A 26524-nucleotide genomic window follows, 5' to 3' on the forward strand; every position below is an offset into this window, starting at 1 on the left:
TGATACCGGATTGCATCTTCTATTGGCTGGATCATCTGAAACCAGATGGCTCGCTTCTTAGCGGAATTCCCGGCCTTAGCCGTCCAGGATAGCATCCGCTGCAGTACGCAAGGCGTAAGACACGACTGGTTGAGACACGTTGTGCAACTCTACTGCACCCAGCGGCAAAGCGTTGGAGCACGCAGGTTCAATGTCTTCGGACACAACAATCCGATGCCCTTTTGTTTTGCCAAATTCCCCCAAACGCGCGGCTATATTCGCGGCTTGACCGATAACCGTGAAATCAAGGCGCTCGCGCGATCCCACGTTGCCATAAGTTACGCGCCCGTAAGCCACGCCGATTGAACAGTCGCAATGTGCATCAGCGCCGTCTTTTCGCAGTTCACCCAACGTTTCCACGATTTGGATTGCCGAACGTTGTGCGTTCACCCGAGCGGTTGTGGCGTTCTCTTCCGAAACCGGAAAGACGGCCAGAACCGCATCGCCGATGAATTTCAGAACTTCTCCTCCGTTGTCGTGAACGATGCCCGAAACCGTTTCAAAGAACGAATTCAACACATTGATGTAAGCGGCTCGGCCCAGTTTCTCTTCCAGGCTTGTCGAGTTGCGAAGATCGCAGAACATGATTGCTGCGTCGATCTCATCCCCATCGCCGCGCCGGATCTCTCCACCTAAAACGCGGGCGCCTGTGCGTTTGCCGACATATGTTTCCAGCAAAACCTGCGCGTTTTCACGTTGCATGAAAACTTCGTAGAACCGAGCGATCACCGAAGAACACTCGAACACAAGGCCCAGGTTTTCCGTAGTGAACCCATCCGGATGATCACAGGTCAGCGTCAGAACATTTGTCCGTCCATCGGAAAATGGCAGCGGCATGGCCACATAATCGGTCGCGCCTTTGGCCCGTAAATCCTCCATGATCGGGAAGCTGTTATGCGGGTTCTCATCGTTCAGCCGTTGCCGCACGCCGCCAAGCCCGTTCGAAACATGGCGCAGTGGGCTGTTGATGAAAGCCGGATGATCATGGATTTCGTACGTTGGCGCCCGGGTCAGAATCTCTTCTTCGCCTTTTTCCCAGATATAATGCTTGCCCACGATCAAGGGGTGTAGGGACCAGGCCAGGATACTCAAACGCTGGATCGCGATACCGTGCTCCAGCATTTTTTCAGCCAAAGCTTCAGTAAAGCTCTCTGGTGTCGTTGCTGTCGATGCACCGCGCATCAGCCAATCAATAAGAGGTCCGCTGATGTTGCCATCATCAGCTTCGCGCAGGTGGTTGTCGCCCAAATCTATCCGTGTATAGGCGCTGGGCGTAAACCCGATGCAGCCTTGTATCGCTTTGCTTTCTGGCAAAGTGTCTTCGTAGGCCCAGACGGAATTGGCCAGCGTTTCACCTGGCAGGCTGATGTCGTGATAGGTGGCGGTGCCCTTGAACGGGCAGAAGGTTTGCAGTTCGGTTTCTGCGCTCAGATCTACGCAAACGTCCGCACGCGGCACATAAACCGTGGGCGGCAGGCGTGTTTCATACATAACCTTGGCATTTGTGCTTTCGGCCAAAAGGACATCGTCGCGGTAAATGGCAATCCTGCCGCTTAGGGGTTCGACAGAGATTCCGTAACCGGTCATCTTTGGTGCGGCGTGGACGTTCATAAGCGACCTCCCTTGCCTTTGGTATATACAGAATGGGCGTTCCCATCCCACTTTCCAAGAGGCTGAAACGGGATTTTACCGGATGCAAGCGTTGGCGTCCAAGTGATCAGACCATCTGAATGACGTCTTTTTCTATGGACAGCATATAGCCTTTCTTGGCGATATTCTTGACCAGAAGTTCGCTGACCATTTGATTCCCAAGCGCATCGCGCAGCCGTTTGATCCGTGTCGCGCCAGCGGCTTCGTCGCAATCGGCAGCATCGCGGCCGGAAATCATGGCCTCAATCTGTGCACCGGACAGAACCTCGTCATCCAGCCGGGATTCTGCGAGTACCGAGAGCGTTTCCATCGCCGCAGGGGTCAGTTTGAAATCCATATTGTTGAGGTAAACGGTGTTTTCCTCGCGACTGATCAACAAGGATGTCACCTGAATGCCTGTGCGTTCAATCTGTGCCATGCGTCGATTCATCAGAACCAGCATCACCAGAAAAACCAAAGCCGAAACCATCATCGCGCTGGCAAAAACCAAGAGCACATAGATGACCATCCGGTAACTGGACAAGGTGTCGGCAAAGGCTGTCCCCGATTGGGCCAGAATTTCCAGCAACCGGATTTCTGTTTGCGAGGTCAGGTCAGCCTCGACAAACAACCGCTCGACCCGCGCATTGAACGCATTGGCATCCGGCAGGGTCCAGAACAGGAAAATGGCGGCCGTGATCAGAATGACGACAATGCCCGCGATGCCAAGCACAACCAGCCGGACTCCCGAACGTCGCGTATCAGAAACGGAGATAGAATTGTCCGGCATTGCCCTTCCTCTGATCCAACCCTTCCGGTCCAAAAACGGACTGAACCTCAAGCAGGGTCCAGCCCGACGCGCTCAGGCGCTGGGCGATTTCTGCTTTGGCCTGGCCCTTATCGCAGTTCGAGACTTGAATAACCCCGTAATGCAAACGCAGCGGGTTGTCCTTTTTCGCCTTGTAATCTGCATAGCAATCCGCCGCAGACGCAGCAGATCCAAGCGATATCAGGGTCACAATGGTCAGAGAAGAGAGGATCTGTTTCATAGGCCGCATCCTGCGCATGAGTTACCGCGATATTCAATAACCTAAGGGGTTTGCGGGATCTGATATCCAATAACAGCTGGCCGTTATTGCTTGGCAGGACCGGCTGCCCCCAGTGTCAGGGCAATCAGGACGCGGTCTGTCATATGGTCGCCCAAACAATCAGAAGGACACGCCTCATGCATAAGAAATTCATCGCTTTGATCATTGCGACCGCCGTTGCCATTACCGGTGTCTCGGCCTCACAGGCGCGGGCGGCGGATGCAAAGGACATTTTGGGTGGACTGGCGGCCATCGCGATCATCGGGGCCGGAGTTCATTACTATAACAAGGAAAAGCAAAAGGGTCGGGCAGCACGCAATCAAACCTACACACATACGCCTTACGCGCCGCAGCCGGTTCGCCCGTTGCCGCCACGCGTGGCGCGGTATGATCTGCCCCAGCGCTGTTTGCGTACATATGACGGCTATTCACGGGACCATTTGTTGCTTGGTCCCAATTGCCTCGAAAAACACTACAAGCATGCCAAAAGCCTGCCACAAGAGTGCAAGGTTGGTTTCTGGAATGGCAAAAAGGTCAAGCGGGCGTACGAACCCGCATGCCTGCGCCAGAAAGGATACCGCGTCGTTTACCAGTAACATCGATTGAGCAGGAGCGGTGCCAAAGAAGTGCCGCGTCGGAGAGGGCAGTTTGGGCTGCCCTCTCTTTTTTGCTTGCAGTGATGCGCCAAACGCGGTTTTCCGGTGGCATGACACAGCCGGATTTCGAACTTGAGCAGGCGCTGCTAGAGCGAGGCCATATCCGTATCGCCGGAGTGGATGAGGTCGGGCGCGGCCCTTTGGCCGGACCGGTTGTCGCCGCCGCCGTGATTCTTAACCCAAAGGAAATTCCCGAAGGGTTGAATGACTCCAAGAAAGTGACTGCAAAACGCCGGGCTGCGTTGGACGCAGAGATTCGCGCCAGCGCCGAATTTGCTGTGGCTGAGGCCACAGTGGCAGAGATTGACGAGATCAACATCCTTCGGGCCTCGCATCTGGCGATGGTGCGTGCGGTTGAGGCGCTGACACCAGCCCCTGATTTCCTACTGATCGACGGCAATATGATTCCGCGTGGAATGAAGATCCCGTCGCAGGCTGTTGTAAAGGGCGATGCCCGTTCGGTGTCGATTGCGGCCGCTTCGATCCTTGCGAAAAACTGGCGCGATCAGGTGATGGTGGATTTGGCGCAACAGCATCCGGGTTATGGATGGGAAACCAACGCTGGTTATCCGTCAAAACAACACAAAGAAGCGCTGCAAAATCTTGGCGTGACCCCACACCATAGACGTTCGTTCAAACCGGTGCACAATATCTTGTATCAAGAGTAAATCGTAAGCTGCTGATTCAAAAAAGAAATTGACGGCGAATCGTCTTTGACTCATCCTTGTCTCAACCAAATGAGCGCAAAAGCGCCGTGGATACTTGAGGCAGTGATATGACAACGACCACCAAAAAGGGCGCAAAAGCGCTCCCTTTAAACACGATTCTATCCGGGGACTGCATCGAAGTGATGAACAGTCTGCCCGAGGCGTCGGTTGACCTGATTTTCGCGGATCCGCCCTATAATCTGCAGTTGAAAGGCCAGTTGCACCGCCCCGACAATTCTCAGGTCGATGCGGTTGATGATCACTGGGATCAGTTTTCCAGCTTCGGTGCCTATGACCAGTTTACGCGCGAATGGCTGAAGGCAGCGCATCGTCTGCTAAAGCCCAATGGTGCGATCTGGGTTATCGGGTCTTATCACAACATCTTCCGCGTGGGCTCGGCCCTGCAGGACGCGGGGTACTGGATTTTGAACGACGTTGTATGGCGCAAGTCGAATCCGATGCCGAATTTCCGGGGCAAGCGTTTTACCAACGCGCATGAGACGATGATCTGGGCCAGCAAGCGCGAAGGTGCGAAATACACGTTCAACTATGAAGCGTTGAAAGCGCTGAACGAAGGCGTCCAAATGCGCAGCGACTGGGTGCTGCCGATCTGCACTGGGCATGAGCGCCTGAAGGACGAAAACGGCGACAAAGCGCATCCAACGCAAAAGCCGGAGTCGCTGCTGCACCGTGTTTTGATCGGTTCAACCAATCCGGGCGATGTGATTTTGGACCCGTTCTTTGGCACAGGCACAACCGGTGCGGTTGCCAAGATGCTGGGCCGTGAATTCATCGGGATCGAGCGCGAGGAAAGCTATCGCAAGGTTGCCGAAAAACGCATCGCCAAAGTGCGCAAGTTCGACCGCGAGGCGCTGGAAGTCAGTGCCAGCAAACGTGCCGAGCCGCGCGTGCCTTTCGGCCAACTGGTCGAACGTGGGATGTTGCGCCCGGGCGAAGAGCTGTATTCCATGAACCAGCGCCACAAGGCCAAAGTGCGCGCCGATGGCACGCTGGTTGGACAAAACGTCAAAGGCTCGATCCATCAGGTTGGCGCCCATCTGGAAAACGCCCCTTCCTGCAACGGCTGGACATACTGGTGCTTCAAGCGTGACGGAAAAACGGTTCCGATCGATGTTCTGCGTCAGCAGATCCGGGCCGAGATGAACTGATTTCAAGAACACCGCCGGTGCCTGTGGCCTGACACAAGGCACTAAGCCTTGCCCCGCCGATCCTACGGCGGGGTCTTTTGTTTTGGTATCAACAGTGGTTGCATGACAATGACCCTGACACTGCAAGAAAGATCACGGCCATGACCGAGACGACCGCGCAGCCCCGCCGCAGCCTGTTTTTCACGCAGCCTGATACATTCGATTTGGACAACAAATACACCGAGGCAGCGTTAGAACGGCACAAGCGCGAAGGATTGGAACTGGCTGTGCGCGCCCGTTGGGTGGCGATGGCGCTGACCGGGGTTCTTCTGATTTTCCTGAACCCGCAGTGGGAGGTGCTTTGGTATCACTTCATCTTGCTGCTGATCTGCGCTAACGGTTGGCTGATCCGCCGCGCAGGTCGGGTGGGGCAATCGCGAGCTGAACTGTTTTTGATATTTGTCGATTTGCTGATCATGACGCTTGGAATGGTCGTGCCCAACCCGTTCAGCGACGATGTCCGGCCACTGGCGATGCAATACCGGTTCGACAACTTCCAGTATTTCTTCATCATTCTTGCAGCTGGGACTCTAGCCTATTCCTGGCGCACGGTGATTGCCATCGGATCCTGGACGGCAATGATGTGGACGGCGGGGTGGATCATTGCCTGGTGGGTGGCGACACCCATTCCGGGGATCAGTGAGAAGGTTGCAGCGGCATTGCAGGGCTATCCGGATGTTGCCGAGCTGTTGGACCCCAACAGCTTTATGGCCCCTCAGCGTATCCAGCAGGTTATCGTTTTTGTCATGGTTGCAGTGACATTGGGTATCTCGATGCGGCGACTGAACCAGCTGCTGATGAGCAACGCCGGTTTGGAACGGGAACGGGCCAACCTGTCGCGATATTTCTCGCCCAACGTTGTGGACGAGCTCAGCCAGAATGACGAACCGCTGAAACAGGTTCGTAAAGAGGACGTTGCGGTCCTGTTCATCGACATCGTGGGCTTCACTAAATACGCCGCCGGGCGTGATCCGTATGAAGTGATTGAGGTGCTGCGGGGCTTCCATGCCCGCATGGAGACCGAAGTGTTCCGACACCATGGAACGTTGGACAAGTATCTGGGCGACGGCTTGATGGCGACTTTTGGGACGCCGGTGCCAACGGCTTTGGATGCAAGCAACGCGCTGGGGTGTGCGCGCGCGATGGTGAAGGTGATCGACCGGTGGAATCTGGATCGTCGGCGCGCCGGAGAACCTGAAATCCAAGTTGGGATCGGGGTGCATTATGGCTCGGTCGTTTTGGGGGATATTGGTGCCAACCGGCTGGAATTTGCTGTGATCGGTGATGCGGTTAATGTGGCCGCCAAATTGGAAGCACTGACGCGAGATTTTCAGGCGCGTATCGTTGTCAGTGACGCTGTGCGCGAACGCGTTGTGGCAGAAAACGCCTCGGCGTCTGATGCGATGGAAGGTTTTACTGCACATCGCGAACAATCTGTCCGCGGGGTAGAGGCTCCGATGAATATCTGGGTGATGAAGAACTGAAACCCTCCCGCCCATCAGAACAGCATCGAAGATGCCGTGCTGACAGTTGGGCCAGGCAGCGCGCAAACGCGCGCTGCGGTCACGCTTTGGGCATCGGGTTCAAAGCCTTGTTATAGGGGTGCCAGTCGGTGATGTCGGGATAGTAGTGACGTCGCCATTCCCGAACACGCGGGTTCATCACCCGCCGCCACATCGGAGGGATCATCGCTGCAACGGTCATCACCGGATAACCGTACGGCAGTTGTGGGGCTGAGTCCGGGGTGTGATGTTGCAACAGCGGAAACCGGCGGTTGGGTTTGTAATGGTGGTCGGAATGGCGCTGGAGATTGATCAGCAACCAGTTTGACGCTTTATGCGCCGCATTCCAGGAATGACGCGGCAAGACATGTTCATACCGACCGTCGCCCAGATATTTTCGGGTCAGGCCATAGTGTTCGACATAGTTGACCAGCTCAAGCTGCCAGATCGCAACACCGGCTTGCAGCAGAAACAGGGCCAGACCTGACCACCCTCCGATCAGCGCTGCCAGCGCCAGCATCGTACCTTGCAGGGCCCAGTATCGCCAAAACGGGTTGGAACGATCCGTCCATGGCCGGTCTTTGCGCGCCAGTTTATTGCGTTCAGCGTTGAAGGCTGAGGCAAGGCATTGCCACAGAACGCGGGGGTAAAAACGGTGGAACCCTTCGTTGTAACGGGCTGTCACCGGATCGCGCGGTGTACCCACGTAACGGTGATGGACCAGCAGATGTTCGGACCGGAAATGCGAATACAGCACCATGGCCAAAAGGATATCCCCCAGCCATCGCTCGCTCCGGCTTTTCTGATGCATAAGCTCGTGGCTGTAGTTGATTCCGATTGTGCCGGACAGGACGCCCATACCGAAGAACAAGCCAATCTTTGCGGGCATCGTCAGATGGTTGGTGTGGGTTGCATACCAGATCAAACCAAACAGCGTCAGGAACTGCAGCGGCACCCAGAGCTTGGTCAGCAGGATGTACCATTGAAGCATATCATCGGAGGTCTCCGGATCCGCATTCTTCTCGTTCAGGCCGGTGATCCGGTCCAGAACCGCAAACGCCCACCAAGTTGAAAGGGGGATCAACAGGACCCACCACCCTCCGGCAAGTGCGGTGAACCAGATCAACGGGATCAACAGCAGAGACACCCAGAAAGGGGATGCGGATTGCCAGCGGGACAATGTGCCTGTTGCGATCATTTTCTCTGCTCCGACGTCATGGGCCTAGCCTATCCGCGACCCGGCGGATTGCACAGCGGTCTTATTGTTGTCTCCACAGATCGTAGGCTTTGCGCATCACCGTTGGCAGGTCGCTGGGTTTGAAACTGTGCTTGTTCAGTACTGTCAGGTGTTCGGGAACGTTGTCATCTTCGATATCGGCGGTCCAAACCCTGAGGATCAAATGGAAATGCGTAAAGGTATGACGCACTTCTGCGGGCAGGATCGTCCACTTTGCCGGGAACGGGGCGCGTTCGGTTGGAGCATCATTCCACTCTGATCCGGGCCAGCCCAGCATTCCGCCCAGCAGCCCCTTATCTGGCCTACGTTCCAGCACCATGGCCCCGTCTGCCTTACGCGCAATATAGACGTGGCCATAGCGGGTGGGTTTGGGCTTTTTCGGCGTCTTTCGGGGAAGGTCCGCCTGGGTTCCCGCAATGCGGGCCTGACAGGGGTCACGCAAAGGGCAAATGCCGCAAGCCGGAGATTTGGGCGTGCAGATCGTGGCGCCCAAATCCATAACCGCCTGAGCATAATCCCCGGGTCGGGTGGACGGCGTCAGGGCCTCGGCCTTTTCTTTCAGCAAAGGTTTGGATCCGGGCAAAGGATCGTGAATGTCAAAAAACCGGGCCATGACCCGTTCGACATTGCCATCCAGAACCGTTTCCGTCTGATCAAACGCAATGGCCGAGATCGCTGCGGCGGTATACGGGCCAATGCCGGGAAGTTTCAGCAGCGCGTCATAGGTGTCAGGAAACCGGCCATCATGGTCTTGCGTAACAACACGGGCGCATTTCAGCAGGTTGCGGGCACGGGCGTAGTAACCAAGCCCAGCCCATTCCCCCATCACCTGTTCATCCGGCGCGGCGGCAAGCGCCTGAACCGTTGGCCAGCGGGTGGTGAAACGCAGGAAATAGTCGCGCACCGCTGCCACGGTGGTTTGCTGCAACATCACTTCGGACAGCCAGACCCGATAGGGGTCGGGGCGCACGCCGACTGCCCGATCTTTGGGGCCAACGCGCCATGGCATGTCGCGCGCGTGGCGGTCATACCATTCCAAAAGCGCGGTACTGACGGTGAATTCAGGGGAATCACGCAAGTTTTATTCATCTCCTTGTCGGGTTTCGCTGGCACCCGATTGTCTGCCCATTACAATAGCGGTGTAGAAGTGGGAAACCAGATGCAACGCAGACGTTCCTCGACCCGCGGGTTCAAACGCACCGCGTCCTTGCTGAACGATCAGATCCGGCGCGCCGGTGAAAGCCGGGGCTTTGCCGTGTCGCGGTTGTTGACCCATTGGGCCGAGATTGTGGGCCAGGACACCGCTGCCATCGCACGCCCCGTGAATGTGGGCTATGGCAAGGGTGGTTTCGGCGCGACCCTGACCGTATTGACCACCGGCCCGCAGGCACCGATGCTGGAAATGCAGAAGGAACAGCTGCGTGGAAAGGTCAACGCGGTTTACGGATACAATGCCATCAGCCGCATCCGCATCACCCAGACTGCCCCGACTGGTTTTGCCGAGGGGCAGGCCAGTTTCGACCACAAGCCGAAGCAGGCAAAACCCCAGATTGCACCTGACGTTGTCGCCGAAGCAGACAAAGTGTCACGTGACGTGAATGATGAAGATTTGCGCGCGGCCCTTGAACGTCTCGCACGCAACGTTTTATCCAAACAGAAACGCTGAGAAAGGGCTGAGAATGAGCCGTATTGCAACCGTAATCTGTGCGGCCGTCGCCGTCGCCGCTGGCGGCTATTGGCTGTCGCTGTCAAATTCCAATTCGTCCAACCTGTTGGTGAGCACTGCCGAGGCGCAGGAGGCGGACATCGACACCTCGACCATCATCGAAATGGTGCAGGGGGCTGAGGACGCTCCGGTCGAGATCATCGAATATGCCTCTTACACCTGCCCGCATTGCGCGAGTTTTCATCAGGGCGCGTATAAGCAGCTCAAGAAAGATTTCATCGATACCGGTAAGGTCAAGTTCACCTATCGCGAGGTGTATTTCGACCGTTACGGTTTGTGGGCGTCGATGGTTGCCCGGTGCGCAGGACCAGAGAAGTTCTTTGGTATCACCGACGTGATCTACCAGAAGCAATCCGAATGGACACGCGCGGGTGGTCCGGCTGAGATCGTTGACGAGCTGCGCAAGATCGGTCGTTTGGCCGGGATCGACGGCGATCAGCTTGAAGCATGTCTGCAAGACGGCACCAAGGCGCGTACACTGGCCGCGTGGTACCAGGAAAACGCTGAGCGTGACGGCATTCAAGCCACCCCGTCCTTCATCGTGAATGGCAAAAAGGTCGACAATCAATCCTACGCGGATTTCAAGAAGCTGATCGAAGCCGAGCTTGGCAGCTGATCTTCTGCCGGTCGACCCCTATGGGGTCGGTCGGATCTACTTAGGTGACGGGGCCGCGGTTAGCAGCATCTCTTTCACCTTTTCGCCTTCCGGTATCTGAAGCCGGACCGGCAGCGTGATCACCTTACTTCGAAAAGCAGGGGGCAGGCGCACAGCGTCTTTCTCGGTCGTGATCATCTGAGCCCCTAACATACGCGCTTCGTTTTCCAGCCGGGTCATCAAGGCCTGGGTCAGGGGCTGGTGATCATCCAATGCTTCGGCCCGCACCAGTTCGACGCCCAGACGGCGCAGGGTCTGAAAGAATTTTTCGGGATAGCCGATACCTGCAAAGGCCAGTGCGCGCGTCCCTGTCCAATCCATGCCGGTCTGCAATGGTTCAATGACCCCGGTGACATGGGGAACGGTCAGTTTCGTGCTCCATTGCGAAGAAAACGCCTTCTGCGCGACCTCATCTCCCAGTGACAGCACCAGATCAGCGCGTTGCAGGCCAACATTCACAGGTTCGCGCAAGGGTCCGGCGGGCAAGCAAAGCCCGTTTCCAAAACCGCGTTGAGCATCGACAACAATGATGGAAATATCTTTGGCGACCGCAGGGTTTTGAAACCCGTCGTCCAACACGATCACCGTCGCGCCCGCAGCCGCAGCCGCCCGAGCACCTGCAGCCCGGTCCTTGGCGACCCAAACTTCGCCAAACATTGCCAGCAGCAACGGCTCATCTCCGACCTCGGCGGCGGTGTGTTTGGCAGGATCGACCTGAACCGGACCTTCCAGCGACCCCCCATGCCCGCGCGTGACGACATGCGGTTCGTGCCACGCACTTCTAAGCTGTTCGAGGGTCCAGATCACCGTGGGTGTCTTGCCAGTCCCACCTGCATTGAGGTTACCGATACAGATCACCGGCACCCCCGGTTTTTCCCCAACCTTCGAGGCGACCCGACGTGCAGTTGCAGCAGCATAAAGATGGCCGAACGGTACCAGCAGACGCGCCCTGAGGTCCAGTTGATCCGGCGCGGTGTTCCAGAAGTCAGGTGCCCGCATGTTCCGCACTCCGCTGATCCAGAATGTCCTGCACCATTTCGATCAGGGCATCTGCCTGTGGTGCGCCTTCGGTTATCATCTGCCATCCTGCCAATGCCATACCCGCGGCGATATCCGGTGCCAGAAGTTCGATCAGGGCATCCCCCAGTTCGGTTGCTGTCTTGACCTGTTTGGCGGCACCTGCCTGCCGCAGCTGAGAATACAAAGCGTCGTGGCGATGAACAAATGGTCCGTAGATAATGGCAGATCCCAATGCAATCGACTCGGAAGGATCACGACCGCCCGCGTCACGCTCCAGCGAACTGGCCATAAAAGTGACAGCGCTTACGCGGCACCAAAGGCCCAGGTTTTCTGGGTTCGATGTCAGTATCACCTGCGTGGTATCTTCAATCTCTTCACCAGCGTCCCAATTGATGCAGCGCAGATCCATTGATTCAAGCCGTCGTTTCAGCGGCCCAGCCTCCAATTCATCAGCCACGTGCAACACAAGAACAAGCCGATGCAGCATCCGAAGCGCCTGCCGGTGTGCTGTCAGAACTGAGATAAATTCTTTGTCCTGAACCCAGGCTGCCAGCCAGACGGGTCGTCCGGCAAGGGTGTGATTGGTTTCAATCAACTCGTCTTCGGGCCAGGGCCTGGGATTGGGACTGATGCGCAGGGGCGGCGATTCATGAACCTTGGCAGATGAAATACCCAGCCGGCGGATCTGGCGCGCAGTTTCTGGTGATGCAGTCATGACGTGTTGAAAACAATCAAACGTGGCCCGCGTGATATCCGGCAACCAGCGCGCGCTTCGGGGTAATGTGACGCTGAACTGAGCATCGAAAAGAACCAGCGGGATGTCGTGTTCTTCGGCTCGGGTCAGAATGTTCGGCATCAGATCGCCGCCCACCCAAAGCCCCATGGACGGACGCCAATGATCCAGGAAGCCACGTACCGCGCCGCTTTGGTCCTGAGGCAGGTTGATCAGAAGGAAATCATGATGCGGCCAGCTGTCCAAATCTGCGTCAGGAGGCGTTGTCAGCACAAAGCTCAGATCGGATCGAACGAGCAGCAGCCGGTGACAAAAGTCGTTCACCGCGCGCAGCCGACCCGGTGTGGCGATATGGATCCAGAGAAGCTCGCCCTCGGGGCGTGACAGGTCGGCGTGCTGCCCGATGCTGTTTCGCATTCCCCAAGACAGAACCCTGTAGGCCGCAAGGCTTAAAGATCGCGGTTTGCTCATGCCCCGATCCCTGGTCCGGTTGGATCCAGCCGATTAGACAGTTCTTCGTGCAAAGCTGCATTGGCCGCAATAACGCCGTTCAGCCTGGGGTGGGCGTTGTTGAACACCAAGGGTTGCCCCGCCCGGTCGGAACAGACACCGCCTGCCTCGCGGATGATCAGATCACCGGCGGCAATGTCCCATTCCCAACTGGGGCGCAGGGTCAACATCGCGTCGAACCGTCCCTGTGCGACCAAAGCCATCCGATAGGCAAGCGATGGCCGATAGGCGCGTTCGAAATCGGGCACATGCCCGTCGCGCCAGTGCCGTGTATCAAGATTTGGTCTGGCAGCCAGAATTTCCGAGCTTTGCAAGTCGGCAATGGATGAGGTGGTGATCGTCTCACCATTCAGCGTAGCACCCTCACCTTTGGCAGCGGCATAAAGCAGATCCCGCATCGGGAGGTAAACCACAGCGGCCGTAACCCGACCTTCCTCGGCGACGGCGATGGAGTGCGCCCAGGTGCGTGCGCCTTCGGCGAAGCTGCGGGTGCCATCAATCGGGTCGATGATGAAGGCATTTCGGCGCTCCAGCCGCTCGGCTGTATCCTCAGATTCCTCGCTCAACCAACCATACCCCGGCCGTGCGGCGCGCAGCCGCTCCTCGAGCATCGCATTCACCGCCAGATCAGCTTCGGTAACCGGACCGGCACCATCGGGTTTATCCCAGCGCTGTGCCTGCGTCCCGGAATATCGTGTGGCGATCTTGCCGGCCTCAAGCGCCGCATCAATCAGCAGGGACAGGTCAGTTGCCGGCAAGTGTCATTCCTTCGATCAGCAACGAGGGGACCACACGTGACAGATAGGGGCGGGCGTCATTGGCCGGAACGATCCGGCGCAGCATGTCCCGAAGATTACCTGCAATGGTGCATTCATTGACCGGATGCGTGATTTCACCATTTTCGACCCAGAACCCAGAGGCCCCACGGGAGTAGTCACCGGTGTTGGGGTTGATCGTCGATCCGATCATGGACGTGACCAGCAAGCCCGTGCCCATATCCCGTAAAAGTTCGGCGCGGCTTTGCTCGCCCTGCGTCAGGTTGAGGTTCCAGTTGCTGGGTGACGGTGGGCCGGACACGCCACGCGCGGCGTTGCCTGTCGACACCATGTCCAGCTTGCGCGCGCTGGACAGATCCAACGTCCAACCGGTGAGGACACCGTTCTCTACAATCGCTCGGCGTTGGGTCGGCAAACCCTCGGCGTCAAAAGGGCGCGAGCCCGAGATGCGCGGGCGATGGGGGTCTTCGATAATGGACAGGTGCGCGGGCAGAACCTCTTGACCCAGACAATCCTTCAGCCAGGACGCGCCCCTCGCAATGGCCGCGCCATTGCTGGCGGCCAGCAAATGCCCGATCAGCGAAGACGAGATGCGTTCATCAAACAACACTGGGAAAGTGCCAGTCTCAGGCTTGCGTGCGCCAACTTGCTGCACCGCGCGTTCACCTGCTGTGCGCCCGATTTCCTCGGTGCTGCGCAGGTCGGATTGGAACGTCCGGCTGTCCCCATCGTAATCCCGTTCCATCCCGGTGCCTTCGCCCGAAATAGCAACGCAGGACACAGACCGGCTGCTGCGTTCGTATCCGCCGGTAAAGCCGTTTGTTGCGGCCAGATGCACGCGGTGGGTTCCATAGCTTGCCGCCGCATCTGAGACCTGAGTAACACCCGGAACAGCCAACGCTGCAGCCTCGGCTGCCAGTGCGTCCTGCATCAGGGTTTCGGCGGATGGGGCGGGGGCCGGGTCCAGCAACTCCAGCGATTGCACATCCCAGTTGCTTACCAACTGGTCACTTTCCGCCAGCCCGGAAAATGGATCTTCAGGGGCTTCTTTGGCCATGGCCACAGCGCGTTCCGCCATTGCGTGCAGGGTTTCCGGGCGGCTGTCGGAACTGGATACGATGGCAGACCGTTTCCCCAGAAAAACCCGCAACCCCAGATCCGTGCCTTCCGAGCGTTCCGCATGTTCCAGTGCGCCGCTGCGCACCTCGACCGCGACCGAGGCGCCGTCAAGCACGATGGCATCCGCCGCCTCCGCGCCTGCTTTGCGGGCCACATCAAGCAATTGCTGGCTGATTTCTTCTGGTGTGCGGGTCATGAGGCCTCCGGATTTGTGTCCAACGACCTAGCCTTGGACTGCCTGTGTCGCAAGACCCGTGACCGGATTGTGTGATTGGGATCTTGAAGAATCCACCCCGTTACAGTGATCTTGGGCAGGAAACGGAAAAAAGGGCTGCAAGGTATGCAGCCCTTTTTTATCTTTACTTGATGCGCTGGCCATTCGCCAGAATCTGGCCATCTTCGGTGAATTCGATTGTCGAGTTCAGTGTGTCCGGTTCTTCGCCCGGAACGGCCATCAGACCCATCATCATCCGGGCGCCCAAAGCGTCATTGTCCGAAATGATGCCCATCCCGATCAGGGTGTCGATCAACTGGTTGGCACCGACAAGCTGAAGGTTCGCAACGCCGCTTGGGCTGGGCAGACCGTCAAATTCTTCGGTGTTCGAATTGTCGAACGCAAAATCACCATCACCTGTCAGTTTTGCGCCAACCAGAGACACAAGCAATTCGTTGATTTTCAGAGAATGCAGCTCTCCCGGAGCTTCGTCTGACTCAATGTCGATTTCCGGATCAAAGATATTCATCAGAACCTTAGCCGTTCCGGTTGCATCCAGCGCAATCGTTGCCGGATCACGCGGCAGCGCACCTGCGGGATCAAAAATGCTCCAAAGCACGTCTGACATCGTGAATTCGGTCAGATTGAATCCCAAACCAAACGGCTGAACCTCGTCCGATTGCTGAACCGGGAACTCAAAGTTGAGCCCGGCCTTGGCCATTGAGATCTCAATCGGGAAGGGCAGGTCCGCGGTCGTCACCGCAAGTTTCGTGCTGTTTTGGTCGATGTCATAGACCAGTTTCTCAGAGTCGATGGTGGCGGCAAAGCGCCCGCCTTCCGACGTGCTGTTCATCGAGAACGCCTGACCTTCACTCGTACCGCTCAGGTCAGTGCTGCCCGAAGCGTAGGTAAAGATCCCGTCGAAGGCAAAACCGGCTTCGTAGAAAGATTGTGGGTCCGAAAGGTCAATGTCTTTCGGAAACACGTTTTCACCCTCGAACGCCAGTTGGTCCAACTGACCATTGATCAATCCGGTTTCGCCACTTTCAGGATCCTGAAAGTTCATGTTGTAGGTCAGGCTCGCTGCGTTGAACGTCTGGGTGAGATCGCGGTTTTCCGCGATTTGCATACGTGAGCTGCCGGTCAGGTCACTTGCCTCAACCGCCAGGTTAAAGACATCATCCGGGACCGCTTCGCCCTCGACCTCGATCGACTCCAATACGACACCCAGCGTATCGGCGGTGTAGTCATAGGTCATGTCTTCGGGAGAGCCCGAAACCACCATGTTCAATTGTTTGTGAGTGTAGTTCACAGTGGCCGAAAAGTCGCCTTCCTCTGCCTGACCCGTGACGACCATTGGAAAGTTTTCCGGCACACCGACAGTCACCGTTCCGTCGCCGTTTTCCGTCAGCGTCATTTCGGGCATGACCATCTGGAATTGCCCGTCTTCTTCGGGCAGAGCCAGTGAAAGAGTCATGTTCGAAATTGTGGTTACGCCACCCGCCGAGCTTTCGTCGCCCGTGATCGTGTAGCCCATCGAGGTGAAATAGCCTTGCCAATTGGCCCAGACATCATCAGCCGTCAGGTCGGCAAAAGCACCCTGAGTGGCAAAGGCATAGGCCAAAGCTGCACCGCAACTGCGGCGAAAGAAAACGGACATAAGGTAACCCTTCTTGATCAATTTGTGGCGCATGGTCGGGTTTGTGGCGGGTATCGTCAAGGGGGCAAGGGCTGGACCCTTTCCCCGTTTCCGCGCTACGGCTGTAGCCGACAGCAATTGCAGCGCGCGAGGAGGGGCAGATGCAGGGAAAAACGGTACTCATTACAGGGGCCAGCCGGGGAATCGGAGCTGAAGCGGGGCGCGTTTTTGCCGCGGCCGGGGCCAATGTCGCCTTGGTGGCGCGCAGCCACGATCAGATCGACGCTTTGGCAGCGGCGCTTGGTGATCAGGCCATCGCTTTAGCGTGTGATGTCAGCGATTTTGCGCAGGTCGAACAGGCCGTGGCCACGTGCGTGGATCACTTCGGCGGGTTGGATGTTTTAATTGGCAATGCCGGTGTGATCGATCCGATCTTTCATCTCGCAAACGCGGATGTAGAGGCTTGGAGCAAGGCCATCGACATCAACCTTAAAGGTGTCTTTTACGGAATGCGCGCCGCGCTGCCGATCATGCGGGCCGCTGGCGGGGGAAGCATTCTGACCATCTCGTCCGGGGCGGCATCAAATCCGGTTGAAGCGTGGAGCCATTACTGCGCGTCCAAGGCCGGGGCCAAAATGCTGACAGAGTGTCTGCATTTGGAAGAGGCCCATAACGGCATTCGCGCCATGGGTTTGTCACCGGGAACCGTGGCCACGGACATGCAGCGGTCGATCAAGGCCAGCGGCATCAATCCGGTCAGTCAACTGGATTGGGATGTGCACATCCCCGCAGACTGGCCTGCGCGTGCGCTGCTCTGGATGTGTTCCGATGACGCGAATGAATTCCTGGGCACCGAAATCTCGCTGCGGTTGGAAGACATCCGCAAACGGGTTGGACTGATATGATCGATCTGACCAAAGAGGATGGTCTTTGGGTAGTCACGATAAACAACCCGGACAAAGCCAACGCTTTGACCGGAGCGATGCTGACCGAACTGGCCGAGATCGCCGAAGCTGCGACCGACGCGAAGGCGATGATCCTGACAGGTGCGGGCAAGGTGTTCAGTGCCGGTGCCGATCTGGACGAGGCGCGCGCCGGTCTGGCCACGTCAGATGTTTGGGAGCGGCTGTCGGGTGCCATTGCTGCGCTGCCCTGTCTGACTGTTGCTGCACTGAACGGAACTCTGGCTGGCGGAGCCAACGGTATGGCTCTGGCCTGCGACCTACGCATTGCGGTGCCTTCGGCCAAGTTCTTCTATCCGGTGATGAAGCTGGGTTTTCTGCCGCAACCCTCCGATCCCAAAAGGCTGGCGGTTTTGGTCGGACCAGCGCGCGCAAAGCTGATTCTGATGGCGGGTCAAAAGATCAGCGCGCAAGAGGCTTATGCGTTTGGATTGGTGGACCGGATTGTCGAGGCTGATCACCTGATGCAAACCGCACGCGATCTGGTGGCGGATAGTGTGAACGCCGACCCGAAGATTGCCGCCGGAATCGCAAGGTTGTGTTCATGAGGATGTCGGCCCTGCGTCTGCGGGTCGCTGATCCACGCCAGTTGGCGTCCTTTTATCGCGACATTTTGGGCATGTCTGTTCATGAACAAGGCCCTAACGTTCGTGTGGGTTATGCGGGCGAAGATGCAGATCTTCTGTTGCTGCCGGGCGGCGGCGGGTACACCCATGACCGAGGCCAGCGGTATTGGAAAATAGGGATCACCCTACCGGATGTTGATCTTGCTGCGACCCACCTGCGCGCGCGGGATATTCCGGTAAGTGATCCAAAGCAGTTCCTGGATATCGGCTACATGTGTCATTTGGCCGACCCCGAAGGCTTTGTCATCGAGCTGCTGCAACATGATTTCGAAGGCAACCGCCCTCCGCACGCTGCAGATCCTGATGCGCCGTTTGCGCAAGCGCGGATCGGTCAGATCACGTTGCGGACCGGGGATATCGCGGCTGAAGGTACGTTTTGGCGCGGGCAAGGCATGTCATTGCTATCCATGCAAGAGGTTGCTCCTTACGGCTTTGACCTGCATTTCTATGCTTTCACGCAGGAAACGCCTCCAATTCCCGATCTGTGGGCTGTCGAAAATCGGGAGTGGCTGTGGAAGCGACCGTATACAACACTGGAATTTCAGCACGTTGCGAGGGCTCAGTTCGCGCCTGTGCCAAACTATCAGGGCATTGAAATCGAAGGCGTGCCTGAAGCTCTGACCGACGCCTTTGGTGATCCGATCCTGCCGGGTTGATCACCGTCCGCGCCGATTGCCCGGAACCTTAGACCGAAAGCCGGGTGGGCGTTTGCGAACCCAGTTCAGGAACTTTTTCAGCCTTGGGTGCGCGCGCAGGGCCTCGACCGTGTTGAAATTGCGCGCCAGTTCGGCCTCGGTCAGGGTGGCATGGACCTCTTTATGGCAGATCTGATGCAAAAGAACGGTTGGTCCGCCCTTGCCTCCTTTGAGTTTTGGGATCAGATGATGCAGGCTGCCGCCTCCGTCGGGGATCGGGCGGTCGCAGAGCGGGCAGATCGGATCGCTGTTCGTCATGATGGTTAGAAACTTGCGCCTGAAAGCGGCGAAGGCAAGAGGGTGTGAATGGCGCAGGCAGTGGTGATCGGAGCAGGCCCCGCCGGGTTGATGGCCGCTGAACAACTGGCCGCAGCAGGGCATTCCGTGCTGGTGGCCGAGGCCAAACCTTCGGTCGCGCGCAAGTTCTTGATGGCTGGAAAATCCGGGCTGAACCTGACCAAGGACGAGCCATTTGACATTCTGATCCAGTCTTATGGCGAGGCTGCGGATTGGTTGAAGCCGATGATTTCTGCTTTCGATTCCGAGGCAGTACAGCGCTGGGCGCGTGACTTGGCTCAGCCCTTGTTTACGGGTTCAACAGGCCGGGTTTTTCCCGAGGTTATGAAAGCCTCTCCCCTGTTGCGGGCCTGGCTGGCCCGGTTAAGCGATGCAAAGGTTGAGGTCAAAACCCGCTGGCGCTGGACAGGTTGGGAAGGCGAGGCGCTGATATTTAACACACCCGACGGGCCGCGCAGTATTTCACCAGATGCCACCGTACTGGCGCTGGGTGGGGCAAGCTGGGCACGCCTTGGCTCGGATGGTCAGTGGGCACAGGCTCTTGCAAGCAGAGGTGTGGATCTGGCTCCTTTCGAGCCTGCGAATTCTGCCCTTTCCGTTGAATGGAGCTCCCACATGCAGGCGCATTTTGGGGCCGCGTTGAAGTCTGTCCGGTGGATGGCAGGTGATTCTGAAAGTCGCGGGGAAGCCGCAATTTCTGAAAAGGGGCTGGAGGGCGGCGGGCTGTATTCGCTCACCCCGGCCTTGCGTGCTGGACAGCCGTTGTTCGTGGATTTGGTGCCTGATCTGGACCAGCAAACCCTTGAGGCGCGTTATGCCGCGAAACGGTCGAAGGTTACACTGTCTCAGTGGCTGAGGAAGGCGCTGAACCTGTCCCCACAGAAAGTCGCAGTGTTTCATGAGATGGCGAAACGAGGTGGTGTAGATCAACCAGACCAGATTGCCGCTTTGAAGAAGCTGCCCATCCTGCATGCCGGTCTGCGCCCGATGGACGAAGCAATCTCGACAGCAGGGGGCGTCAAAAGGGCGTCGTTGGATGACGGGCTGATGCTGACCGCGTTGCCGGGTGTGTTCTGCGCCGGAGAGATGCTGGATTGGGAGGCCCCAACAGGGGGTTATTTGCTGACAGCCTGTCTGGCTACCGGACGGTGGGCTGGTCTGGCAGCCGCAGATTGGCTGGAAAAGACCAAGTGAGTCAGCGCGATCGCGCCAACATTGCAAGGCGGATCATCGCGCGTTCCACTACGGCCATTGCAGGTGCCGTTTGCCCGGCAGACCGCAGTGATAAATCCGTGTCCGTCAGAACTGTCAGCGCAGTTTCCAGCTTGGGTGCGCCCCAGCCCTGAGCCTGTCGCAGAATACGGTCCCGTCGCTTGCCATAAACCGGAGGGCGTAGTTTTCCGATACCCTGTGCCGCGCCGCCCGGATCCGAGGCGCAGGCGTAAAGCGTGCGAAAATGCCGGGTGGCCCCAATGCACAATGTCACGCCATTTGTCCCTTGCGCCTGCAAGCGCCGGATCAATGGTCCGATCTCGCCCGCGCGGCCTTCGGCTACCACGTTCAAAACATCGTCCAAGGCAGCCTCGGTCGAGCGCGGGGCGCAAGCCTCGATGTCTTCGATGGTCAGTTCTGAACTGTCCCCACGCTTGTAAAGCGACAGTTTTTCAACGGTTTGGGCGAAATCGCCGGGGCTGAGGCTGACGGCCAGTTCACTCAAGGCAGACATGACATCGCGGGATATGTTCTTCAGGCCCGCTTCGGCCAGAACACGTTCCACTTCGGCGCGGGATGGGGGGTCGTCATAAATGCCCACAGCATAGGCCGCCGGATGCCCTTCGAACGCTTTGCGAATTTTCGAACTGGGTTTCAGTTGTCCGGCCGTGACAATTATCTGAGCGTCTCCGGGGGCCCAATCTTCAAGCGCGGCCAAAATCGAAGGTGCAGCGGTTTCGGTGGCCTCTTCGACAAATACCGCGCGGGGGCCGGGAAAGAACCCAACGGCCTTCACCGCATCCAGCAGCAATGCTGGATCACCGCGCAGGTCGCTGCCGGGCAGGCGGGTCAGGCGCATTTCCTCTTCCGCACCGGGGCCAAGCAAAACCGTCAGTACCTGCTGACGCTTGAGCGCGACTCGCATCGCATCCGCGCCGTAAATCAACAGCCCGGTTTTGTCCGCATCCGGCTTGGCGAAATACCCATCAGCCTCGCGCGGGCTCAGCTTCATGTGGCCAGATCCGGTGTTGCGTATAGACGGTTCGTGATCTGACCTGAAAGAATCACCATCAGACGCTCTTTGGCATCGCGTTCATCGGCCAGAGTGGAAACCGTTGAACCTGCTGCAGAGTAAGACACAAAATCCGTCACAGTGCCCGAAGCCACGATTTGCCCGGTTTCGTTGGATCGCAGAGTATACTGCGCTCTCCCGTCGATCGTGTACCGCTGCGTTTCATTGGTTGTGGTGATCGCAGCGCCGCGCGTCGCAGTAGTGACCTGAACATCCAGCTTGTACGCGCTGACCGTGTCGGCGCTGCGGCCCAGTTGTTGTTCAAGGTTCTGAACCAAAAGAAAACTGTCGACAGTATTCGGCTCTGAAACAGCAACTTTGCCATAGAGTTGCGATCCAGTTCCCCCGGGCGCGTAGACTGGTTGAAAGCCACAGGCCGCACCAAGAAAACAGGCGGCCAGCGGCATCAGCAAAAGGGTTCTGCGGTTAAACAACGACATTCACGATCCGGCCCGGAACTACGATAACTTTCTTGGGCGCGTTGCCATCCAGCGCCTTTTGGACAGCTTCGGTGCTGAGCGCGATTTTTTCAACCTCGTCCTTGGCCAGATCCTTGGAGACGCTGATTTCCGCACGACGCTTGCCGTTGATTTGGATCGGCAGGGTGACGGTATCGTCAACCAACATTGCCTCATCGGCGACGGGCCACGACGCGGTTGCCACCAGACCTTCACCGCCCAGCATGTGCCAGAGCTCTTCAGACAGGTGGGGCGTCATTGGGGACATCAATTGCGCCAGCGTTTTGGCCGATTCGCGTTTGGCTGCGGTTCCGGCTTTGGACTTGGCCAGTGTGTTGGTGAAGGCATACAGCTTGGCGATCGATGTGTTGAAGCCAAAGGATTCGACGCCACCCGACACGTCGTGGATCGCCTTGTGCATTTCGCGCAGCAGGGCTTCGTCCTCGGCATTGGCCGGAACGTCCGACTCGACGATTTCGGACGTGATCCGATGTACACGGCTCAGGTGTTTAAAGGCCGCTTCGGCTCCTGACGCGGTCCATTCCACGTCCCGCTCGGGTGGCGAGTCGGACAAAACGAACCAGCGCGCGGTATCGGCACCAAAGGCTGAAATGATGCTGACCGGGTCGACCACGTTTTTCTTCGATTTGGACATCTTGGCCGACGGTATGATCTCGACCTCAGTGCCGTCGGCCAGTTTGCCGTCCGTCACATCCTCGGGCAGGTGATAGACCGGGCGACCGTTGGCGTCGCGGGTCTGGTAAATCTCATGCGTCACCATGCCTTGCGTGAACAACGCATCAAAAGGTTCGATAGCTTTTTTCGGCAGATGACCAGTTATGTTCATCGCGCGTGCAAAGAATCGGGAATAAAGCAGGTGCAGAATCGCGTGCTCGATGCCGCCGATATACTGATCGACGTTCATCCAGTATTCGGCTTCGGCCAGATCGGTTGGCGTCTCAGAACGCGGCGCGGTGAAACGGGCGAAATACCAGGACGAATCGACGAAGGTGTCCATCGTATCGGTTTCGCGCTTGGCGGGCGCACCACATTTCGGGCAGGCACAGTCGCGCCAGGTCGGGTGGCGGTCCAGCGGGTTGCCTGGTTTGTCAAACGAGACATCATCGGGCAGGCGAACCGGCAGATTCTCTTTCTTCTCTGGCACTACACCGCAGCTGTCGCAATGCACAACGGGAATCGGGCAACCCCAGTAGCGCTGGCGGCTCAGGCCCCAGTCGCGCAGGCGGTATTTGGTCACGCCTTCGCCCCAACCGGCCTTTTCTGCGAAATCGACGGTGGCGTTGATCGCTTCGTCGCCTGTTGCTTCGGTCAGACCGGCGAAATGGTTCACCCAGCGAACTTTCTCGGTCTTGGGCGGCACGAACGCAATTTTGTCTACCGGCGTGTCATCATCCAGCGCAAAGAATGTGTCGACCACCGGCAGGCCGTATTTACGACAGAAATCCAAATCACGCTGGTCATGGGCCGGGCAGGCAAAGATCGCTCCGGTCCCATAATCCATCAGGATGAAATTCGCGATCCAAACTGGCAGTTCCCAGTTCGGGTCCAGCGGGTGCTTGACGCGAATGCCAGTGTCATAGCCCAGCTTTTCGGCGGTTTCGATGGCCTCTTCGGTGGTGCCGCCTTTGCGGCATTCGGCCACGAATTCAGCGACTTCCGGGCTTTCGGCTTCAAGCCGCTTGGCAATCGGGTGATCCGGCGAAATGCCGACAAAAGACGCGCCCAGCAGCGTATCGGGGCGAGTGGTATAAACCGTGATCGGCTCGCCACCATCGGTGCGTTCAAAGCCGAATTGCAGGCCGCGCGATTTGCCGATCCAGTTTTCCTGCATCAGGCGCACCTTGGCGGGCCAGTTGTCCAGCGTGTCCAGCGCGTCCAGCAGTTCCTCGGAGTAATCAGATATCTTAAAGAACCATTGTGTCAGTTCACGGCGCTCTACAAGCGCCCCTGAACGCCAACCGCGCCCGTTTTCCACTTGTTCGTTGGCCAGAACGGTCATGTCGACCGGGTCCCAGTTCACCACGGCGTTTTTGCGGTAAACCAGCCCGGCTTCAAGCATGTCCAGGAACAGTGCCTGTTGTTGGCCATAGTATTCAGGGTCGCAGGTGGCAAATTCACGCGACCAGTCGATGGACAGGCCCAAAGGCTTCATCTGCCCGCGCATGTCGGCGATGTTGCCGTAAGTCCAGTCTTTGGGGTGACCACCAATTGCCATTGCGGCGTTTTCGGCAGGCATCCCGAACGCGTCCCAACCCATCGGATGCAGCACGTTGTGGCCGGTTGCCAGTTTGTGCCGCGCGATTACGTCACCCATGGTGTAGTTGCGCACATGTCCCATATGGATTCGGCCGGACGGGTAGGGGAACATCTCAAGCACATAGTATTTTGGCTTGTCCGCCTTGTGGTTGGCGGTGAAGATTCCGGCCTTGTCCCAGGCCTCTTGCCATTTTGCTTCGATTTCGTTGGCCGAGTAGCGCGACATCGTGCGGTCCTTCGTGAATGAAAACGCCGGGTAGGAACCCGGCGTGGTATTAGTGTGATTTTCGGCGGGTTGCTAGAACTTGTTGTCCGCAATGCGTAGCTGACGGGCACGAGACAGAATCGCATCCTCCACAGCACGCGTCGTTGCTGCGCTGACCGGAGAGCCTCCACTGGATTGCAGGGCAACCGACAGTGACCGCGCTGCGAGTGCCGGGTCGCTGATGTGAACCGTGGCTCTGTAAGAGCGCCCTCCACCCGGTGGTGTGCCGTAACCTGTTACAATTACTCCGGTAAATGGGTCGACTTCTTGGACAGGCAGGAAGCTCAATACATCAAGAGAAGCTGCCCACAGGTAGCGGTTCACATTTGTCACCTGCTCGGCCGTGCTGCGGTCGAAGATATCCCACAATGTGGAGCGGTTGGGGTCGTTCAACTCGCGCTCATCGGAATTCCCGCTTGCAAGATTGGGCGTATAGGTCGTTGTGGCGCTTTGATTCTGCCCACATGCCGAAACAACGGCGGTCAACATGATCAATCCCAAAATCGTCGGCAGGCGCATTGTAAACAGGTCCTGTTTCACTTGTTGTGCAGTATTCAAGGGATACTCCTAGCCAAGGACCCCCGCTGCAACAAGCCTATTCTTGTGAAATCCCGGTATGTGGCTGGACTTGGGGGGAAACCGACTGTGGCATCCTTGCACCAATCTGACCCCAATGACGGCGCAGCACTTATGCCAAGCTTGCGCAATGGGGGCAAAAAGAGCGAAACGGTGTCCGTGCTGAGACATATGCCGAGGCATGTGTCGAGTAGATAACTCTTTTGAAACCGAGGGAAACAAGATGAAAAAAGTTCTCTTCGCAACGACGGCGCTGATTGCGACCGCAGGCGTTGCAGCAGCTGAAGTAAGATTCAGCGGTTATGGCCGTTTTGGTATTGGGTACGTTGAAGATCGTACCCAGTCCGTTCCGTTCACTCTGACAACTTCGACAGTTGTTCCGACCACAGCTGGTGGTTCGGCAACTGCTGCACTGGCAATTCCTGGTGCAGTTGGCGGCGTTGCATCGGACGACGTTATCCTGGTATCGCGCTTCCGTCTGAACATCGACGGTATCGTTGAAACCGATGGTGGCGTTCGCTTCGAAGGCCGTGTTCGTCTGCAAGCTGACGAAGACAGCAGCACTGGCGAAGCAAACTCTGCTGGCCTGAACGGCGCACGTTTCTCGGTCATCTACGGTGGCCTGCGTGTTGACGCCGGTAACGTAGCAGGTTCGTTCGACAACCTGGCAAACTACTACGGTAACGAAGTTGGTCTGGAACTGTTCGCAGGTCAGTACTCGGGTGTTGACTACAGCTTCCTGGCATACTCCTCGACCGGTTCGGGCGCAAACGGCGTATTCTTCCAGTACTCGGTTGGTGACTTCGCCTTCGGCGCGTCGTACGACCAAGGCGCGACCACTGCCGCTCTGACACCTGGTGGTGTTGCGATCGTTGACGGCAACGACCGTTGGGACATCAGCGCAACTTACACCTTCAACAACATCACCGCTGCTCTGGCCTACGGTCAGACTGACTCGGGTGTTGCCGGTGTTAGCGATCCGAGCCTGACCGTTCTGACCCTGGGCGCAGAATTCGGTGACTTCTCGGGTACCCTGTTCGTCGCAGACGACGCAACTGAAGTTGCAGCGACCGACGGTACTGCATGGGGTCTTTCGGCAGCCTACAACCTGGGCGCTGCAACCACCCTGCTGTTCACCTACGGTGACGGTAACGCGGATGCTGACACTCAGCAGGTTGCAATCGGTGCGATCTACGACCTGGGTGGCGGTGCATCGCTGCGCGGTGGTATCGGCCGCAACGACTGTGACGTCTGCGCAAGCGACACCATCGTTGCTGACTTCGGTGCTCAGTTCAACTTCTAAGCTGATCTGAACCGTAAGGTTTGAGGGCGGGTCTTCGGACTCGCCCTTTTCTTTTGTGCCGACTTGGTGTTTTTCTGCGCCAAAGACAGATTGAGGATCCTATGTCGCTGCAAGACATCACCGCACGTATCGCCAAAGCCGAATCCAAGTCCGAGCGTCCGGTTGGCTCAGTGAAGCTGATCGCTGTGTCCAAAGTGCAGCCGAATGAACGCGTGCAGGCGGTTCTGGAGCAGGGGCACAGGTGTTTCGGAGAGAATCGGGTGCAAGAGGCTGCAGGCAAATGGCCCGCCTTCAAAGAGCAGTTCGAAGGAATTGATCTGCAC

26 protein-coding genes and 1 pseudogene are annotated in these 26524 nt (G+C 57.6%); 12 read left to right on the forward strand and 15 right to left on the reverse strand.

Annotation, left to right across the window (positions count from 1 at the left end; genetic code table 11):
* Positions 1–75: 75 nt before the first annotated feature.
* The 3 genes from AC2FNU_RS04185 to AC2FNU_RS04195 form a co-directional block, all read right to left on the reverse strand.
* A complete protein-coding gene (locus tag AC2FNU_RS04185; RefSeq protein ID WP_496785183.1) occupies positions 76–1650 on the reverse strand; it encodes a DUF427 domain-containing protein in 1575 nt (524 codons plus the stop codon).
* Between the two features lie 106 nt (positions 1651–1756).
* A complete protein-coding gene (locus AC2FNU_RS04190) occupies positions 1757–2458 on the reverse strand; it encodes a winged helix-turn-helix domain-containing protein (RefSeq protein ID WP_496785189.1) in 702 nt (233 codons plus the stop codon).
* Positions 2430–2717 (reverse strand): hypothetical protein, encoded by a 288-nt coding sequence (locus AC2FNU_RS04195; RefSeq protein WP_496785194.1) that lies wholly within the window; start codon positions 2715–2717, stop codon positions 2430–2432. The genes AC2FNU_RS04190 and AC2FNU_RS04195 overlap by 29 nt, the downstream gene beginning before the upstream one ends.
* Positions 2718–2893: 176 nt before the next feature.
* Here AC2FNU_RS04195 and AC2FNU_RS04200 point away from each other — a divergent pair, with 176 nt between their 5' ends.
* The 4 genes from AC2FNU_RS04200 to AC2FNU_RS04215 all read left to right on the forward strand — a co-directional run bounded on the left by AC2FNU_RS04200 (position 2894) and on the right by AC2FNU_RS04215 (position 6811).
* Positions 2894–3352 carry a hypothetical protein gene (locus AC2FNU_RS04200; protein ID WP_496785197.1) on the forward strand — a complete coding sequence of 153 codons (459 nt, stop codon included), beginning with the start codon at positions 2894–2896 and terminating at the stop codon, positions 3350–3352.
* A 110-nt stretch (positions 3353–3462) separates the two neighbouring features.
* Positions 3463–4080 carry a ribonuclease HII gene (gene rnhB, locus AC2FNU_RS04205; RefSeq protein ID WP_496785202.1) on the forward strand — a complete coding sequence of 206 codons (618 nt, stop codon included), beginning with the start codon at positions 3463–3465 and terminating at the stop codon, positions 4078–4080.
* Positions 4081–4187: 107 nt separating this feature from the next.
* Positions 4188–5288, forward strand: coding sequence for a site-specific DNA-methyltransferase (locus AC2FNU_RS04210; protein ID WP_171188606.1), 1101 nt, complete (start codon positions 4188–4190; stop codon positions 5286–5288).
* Positions 5289–5428: 140 nt separating this feature from the next.
* Positions 5429–6811, forward strand: a complete 1383-nt coding sequence (locus AC2FNU_RS04215; protein ID WP_496785207.1) for an adenylate/guanylate cyclase domain-containing protein — start codon at positions 5429–5431, stop codon at positions 6809–6811.
* A 79-nt stretch (positions 6812–6890) separates the two neighbouring features.
* Here the strand turns inward: AC2FNU_RS04215 and AC2FNU_RS04220 are convergent, their stop codons facing one another.
* Complete coding sequence (locus AC2FNU_RS04220; RefSeq protein ID WP_496785212.1) at positions 6891–8027, reverse strand: alkane 1-monooxygenase; 1137 nt, start codon at positions 8025–8027, stop codon at positions 6891–6893.
* 61 nt (positions 8028–8088) lie between these two features.
* Positions 8089–9144: an A/G-specific adenine glycosylase gene (gene mutY, locus AC2FNU_RS04225; protein ID WP_496785216.1), complete on the reverse strand. Its 1056-nt coding sequence runs from the start codon at positions 9142–9144 to the stop codon at positions 8089–8091.
* Positions 9145–9225: 81 nt separating this feature from the next.
* On the opposite strand from mutY, the gene AC2FNU_RS04230 reads away from it, so the two are divergent.
* Both AC2FNU_RS04230 and AC2FNU_RS04235 read left to right on the forward strand, forming a co-directional pair.
* The gene (locus tag AC2FNU_RS04230; protein ID WP_496785218.1) at positions 9226–9732 is read left to right on the forward strand and encodes a DUF721 domain-containing protein; all 507 of its coding nucleotides are present in this window, start codon (positions 9226–9228) and stop codon (positions 9730–9732) included.
* 13 nt (positions 9733–9745) lie between these two features.
* Positions 9746–10408 (forward strand): DsbA family protein, encoded by a 663-nt coding sequence (locus AC2FNU_RS04235; protein WP_496785221.1) that lies wholly within the window; start codon positions 9746–9748, stop codon positions 10406–10408.
* Between the two features lie 36 nt (positions 10409–10444).
* On the opposite strand, the gene lpxK is transcribed toward AC2FNU_RS04235, so the two are convergent.
* The 5 genes from lpxK to AC2FNU_RS04260 form a co-directional block, all read right to left on the reverse strand.
* Positions 10445–11446: a tetraacyldisaccharide 4'-kinase gene (gene lpxK, locus AC2FNU_RS04240; protein ID WP_496785225.1), complete on the reverse strand. Its 1002-nt coding sequence runs from the start codon at positions 11444–11446 to the stop codon at positions 10445–10447.
* Complete coding sequence (locus tag AC2FNU_RS04245; RefSeq protein ID WP_496785228.1) at positions 11433–12671, reverse strand: 3-deoxy-D-manno-octulosonic acid transferase; 1239 nt, start codon at positions 12669–12671, stop codon at positions 11433–11435. Before AC2FNU_RS04245 ends, lpxK begins: the two co-directional genes overlap by 14 nt.
* Positions 12668–13468, reverse strand: a complete 801-nt coding sequence (locus tag AC2FNU_RS04250; protein ID WP_496785230.1) for an inositol monophosphatase family protein — start codon at positions 13466–13468, stop codon at positions 12668–12670. The genes AC2FNU_RS04245 and AC2FNU_RS04250 overlap by 4 nt, the downstream gene beginning before the upstream one ends.
* Positions 13455–14801, reverse strand: coding sequence for a TldD/PmbA family protein (locus AC2FNU_RS04255; RefSeq protein WP_496785232.1), 1347 nt, complete (start codon positions 14799–14801; stop codon positions 13455–13457). The genes AC2FNU_RS04250 and AC2FNU_RS04255 overlap by 14 nt, the downstream gene beginning before the upstream one ends.
* Positions 14802–14964: 163 nt before the next feature.
* Positions 14965–16512 (reverse strand): DUF2125 domain-containing protein, encoded by a 1548-nt coding sequence (locus AC2FNU_RS04260; RefSeq protein ID WP_496785234.1) that lies wholly within the window; start codon positions 16510–16512, stop codon positions 14965–14967.
* A gap of 107 nt (positions 16513–16619) precedes the next feature.
* Here AC2FNU_RS04260 and AC2FNU_RS04265 point away from each other — a divergent pair, with 107 nt between their 5' ends.
* The 3 genes from AC2FNU_RS04265 to AC2FNU_RS04275 are packed head-to-tail and all read left to right on the forward strand — an operon-like array spanning position 16620 to position 18702.
* Positions 16620–17363, forward strand: coding sequence for an SDR family oxidoreductase (locus AC2FNU_RS04265; protein ID WP_496785236.1), 744 nt, complete (start codon positions 16620–16622; stop codon positions 17361–17363).
* Positions 17360–17968 carry an enoyl-CoA hydratase/isomerase family protein gene (locus AC2FNU_RS04270; RefSeq protein WP_496785238.1) on the forward strand — a complete coding sequence of 203 codons (609 nt, stop codon included), beginning with the start codon at positions 17360–17362 and terminating at the stop codon, positions 17966–17968. Before AC2FNU_RS04265 ends, AC2FNU_RS04270 begins: the two co-directional genes overlap by 4 nt.
* A complete protein-coding gene (locus AC2FNU_RS04275; RefSeq protein WP_496785241.1) occupies positions 17965–18702 on the forward strand; it encodes a VOC family protein in 738 nt (245 codons plus the stop codon). The genes AC2FNU_RS04270 and AC2FNU_RS04275 overlap by 4 nt, the downstream gene beginning before the upstream one ends.
* On the opposite strand, the gene AC2FNU_RS04280 is transcribed toward AC2FNU_RS04275, so the two are convergent.
* A complete protein-coding gene (locus AC2FNU_RS04280) occupies positions 18703–18999 on the reverse strand; it encodes an HNH endonuclease (protein WP_496785243.1) in 297 nt (98 codons plus the stop codon).
* Positions 19000–19047: 48 nt separating this feature from the next.
* On the opposite strand from AC2FNU_RS04280, the gene AC2FNU_RS04285 reads away from it, so the two are divergent.
* The gene (locus AC2FNU_RS04285; RefSeq protein ID WP_496785247.1) at positions 19048–20232 is read left to right on the forward strand and encodes a TIGR03862 family flavoprotein; all 1185 of its coding nucleotides are present in this window, start codon (positions 19048–19050) and stop codon (positions 20230–20232) included.
* Position 20233: 1 nt separating this feature from the next.
* Here AC2FNU_RS04285 and holA read toward each other — a convergent pair whose 3' ends face one another.
* The 4 genes from holA to AC2FNU_RS04305 form a co-directional block, all read right to left on the reverse strand.
* Positions 20234–21262 carry a DNA polymerase III subunit delta gene (gene holA / locus AC2FNU_RS04290; protein WP_496785250.1) on the reverse strand — a complete coding sequence of 343 codons (1029 nt, stop codon included), beginning with the start codon at positions 21260–21262 and terminating at the stop codon, positions 20234–20236.
* Positions 21259–21762 carry an LPS assembly lipoprotein LptE gene (gene lptE / locus AC2FNU_RS04295; protein WP_496785253.1) on the reverse strand — a complete coding sequence of 168 codons (504 nt, stop codon included), beginning with the start codon at positions 21760–21762 and terminating at the stop codon, positions 21259–21261. Before lptE ends, holA begins: the two co-directional genes overlap by 4 nt.
* The gene (gene leuS, locus AC2FNU_RS04300; protein WP_496785256.1) at positions 21749–24283 is read right to left on the reverse strand and encodes a leucine--tRNA ligase; all 2535 of its coding nucleotides are present in this window, start codon (positions 24281–24283) and stop codon (positions 21749–21751) included. The genes lptE and leuS overlap by 14 nt, the downstream gene beginning before the upstream one ends.
* A 72-nt stretch (positions 24284–24355) precedes the next feature.
* Positions 24356–24841: a DUF3576 domain-containing protein gene (locus AC2FNU_RS04305; protein WP_496785264.1), complete on the reverse strand. Its 486-nt coding sequence runs from the start codon at positions 24839–24841 to the stop codon at positions 24356–24358.
* Between the two features lie 280 nt (positions 24842–25121).
* Here AC2FNU_RS04305 and AC2FNU_RS04310 point away from each other — a divergent pair, with 280 nt between their 5' ends.
* On the forward strand, positions 25122–26201 hold the full coding sequence (locus AC2FNU_RS04310) for a porin (protein ID WP_496785260.1): 1080 nt from the start codon (positions 25122–25124) through the stop codon (positions 26199–26201).
* A gap of 101 nt (positions 26202–26302) precedes the next feature.
* A pseudogene (locus AC2FNU_RS04315) lies at positions 26303–26524 on the forward strand (YggS family pyridoxal phosphate-dependent enzyme); the annotation flags it as partial.

It is taken from the genome of Ruegeria sp. BHSB064 (assembly GCF_059613205.1).

Bases quoted from the DNA above. Each gene is read 5' to 3' on its own strand.
- AC2FNU_RS04210 (WP_171188606.1), top strand. From the start codon at position 4,188: ATGACAACGACCACCAAAAAGGGCGCAAAAGCGCTCCCTTTAAACACG.
- AC2FNU_RS04270 (WP_496785238.1), top strand. From the start codon at position 17,360: ATGATCGATCTGACCAAAGAGGATGGTCTTTGGGTAGTCACGATAAAC.
- AC2FNU_RS04190 (WP_496785189.1), bottom strand. From the start codon at position 2,458: ATGCCGGACAATTCTATCTCCGTTTCTGATACGCGACGTTCGGGAGTC.
- AC2FNU_RS04235 (WP_496785221.1), top strand. From the start codon at position 9,746: ATGAGCCGTATTGCAACCGTAATCTGTGCGGCCGTCGCCGTCGCCGCT.
- AC2FNU_RS04275 (WP_496785241.1), top strand. From the start codon at position 17,965: ATGAGGATGTCGGCCCTGCGTCTGCGGGTCGCTGATCCACGCCAGTTG.
- AC2FNU_RS04215 (WP_496785207.1), top strand. From the start codon at position 5,429: ATGACCGAGACGACCGCGCAGCCCCGCCGCAGCCTGTTTTTCACGCAG.
- leuS (WP_496785256.1), bottom strand. From the start codon at position 24,283: ATGTCGCGCTACTCGGCCAACGAAATCGAAGCAAAATGGCAAGAGGCC.
- AC2FNU_RS04185 (WP_496785183.1), bottom strand. From the start codon at position 1,650: ATGAACGTCCACGCCGCACCAAAGATGACCGGTTACGGAATCTCTGTC.
- AC2FNU_RS04280 (WP_496785243.1), bottom strand. From the start codon at position 18,999: ATGACGAACAGCGATCCGATCTGCCCGCTCTGCGACCGCCCGATCCCC.
- AC2FNU_RS04195 (WP_496785194.1), bottom strand. From the start codon at position 2,717: ATGAAACAGATCCTCTCTTCTCTGACCATTGTGACCCTGATATCGCTT.
- AC2FNU_RS04265 (WP_496785236.1), top strand. From the start codon at position 16,620: ATGCAGGGAAAAACGGTACTCATTACAGGGGCCAGCCGGGGAATCGGA.
- rnhB (WP_496785202.1), top strand. From the start codon at position 3,463: ATGACACAGCCGGATTTCGAACTTGAGCAGGCGCTGCTAGAGCGAGGC.
- AC2FNU_RS04310 (WP_496785260.1), top strand. From the start codon at position 25,122: ATGAAAAAAGTTCTCTTCGCAACGACGGCGCTGATTGCGACCGCAGGC.
- AC2FNU_RS04230 (WP_496785218.1), top strand. From the start codon at position 9,226: ATGCAACGCAGACGTTCCTCGACCCGCGGGTTCAAACGCACCGCGTCC.
- AC2FNU_RS04200 (WP_496785197.1), top strand. From the start codon at position 2,894: ATGCATAAGAAATTCATCGCTTTGATCATTGCGACCGCCGTTGCCATT.
- AC2FNU_RS04305 (WP_496785264.1), bottom strand. From the start codon at position 24,841: ATGCGCCTGCCGACGATTTTGGGATTGATCATGTTGACCGCCGTTGTT.
- AC2FNU_RS04255 (WP_496785232.1), bottom strand. From the start codon at position 14,801: ATGACCCGCACACCAGAAGAAATCAGCCAGCAATTGCTTGATGTGGCC.
- lpxK (WP_496785225.1), bottom strand. From the start codon at position 11,446: ATGCGGGCACCTGACTTCTGGAACACCGCGCCGGATCAACTGGACCTC.
- AC2FNU_RS04285 (WP_496785247.1), top strand. From the start codon at position 19,048: ATGGCGCAGGCAGTGGTGATCGGAGCAGGCCCCGCCGGGTTGATGGCC.
- AC2FNU_RS04260 (WP_496785234.1), bottom strand. From the start codon at position 16,512: ATGCGCCACAAATTGATCAAGAAGGGTTACCTTATGTCCGTTTTCTTT.
- AC2FNU_RS04245 (WP_496785228.1), bottom strand. From the start codon at position 12,671: ATGAGCAAACCGCGATCTTTAAGCCTTGCGGCCTACAGGGTTCTGTCT.
- AC2FNU_RS04220 (WP_496785212.1), bottom strand. From the start codon at position 8,027: ATGATCGCAACAGGCACATTGTCCCGCTGGCAATCCGCATCCCCTTTC.
- lptE (WP_496785253.1), bottom strand. From the start codon at position 21,762: ATGTCGTTGTTTAACCGCAGAACCCTTTTGCTGATGCCGCTGGCCGCC.
- holA (WP_496785250.1), bottom strand. From the start codon at position 21,262: ATGAAGCTGAGCCCGCGCGAGGCTGATGGGTATTTCGCCAAGCCGGAT.